We start from the raw sequence: 255 nt of genomic DNA, 5'->3' as shown, positions 1-255 counted from the left end.
CCACTCCCGAGTCGCGTACTCGGAGATCCTCGACGACGAGAGGAAGGAGACCGCGGCCGCCTTCTGGATCCGGGCCAACGCGTTCTTCGCCAGCAAGGGCGTCACCGTGACCGCGGTGATGACCGACCACGGATCGTGCTACCGGTCGAAGGTCTTCGCCGAAGCACTCGGCCCGAACATCAAACACCGCCGCACTAAACCGTATCGGCCCCAGACCAACGGCAAAGTCGAGCGCTTCAACAGGACACTCGCCGA

Annotated in this window: 1 protein-coding gene; it reads left to right on the top strand. The window is 63.9% G+C overall.

Annotated features, from left to right (window positions below):
- The coding region (locus tag AAFO60_RS21065; protein ID WP_347958156.1) for an integrase core domain-containing protein at window positions 1–255 on the top strand (255 nt) is incomplete at both ends.

The sequence above is a fragment of the Gordonia aichiensis genome, assembly GCF_039946255.1.
Classification (GTDB): domain Bacteria; phylum Actinomycetota; class Actinomycetes; order Mycobacteriales; family Mycobacteriaceae; genus Gordonia; species Gordonia aichiensis_A.
The sequence above is the reverse complement of the archived record's forward strand: the minus strand, read 5'-3'. Positions and strand labels throughout refer to the sequence as shown.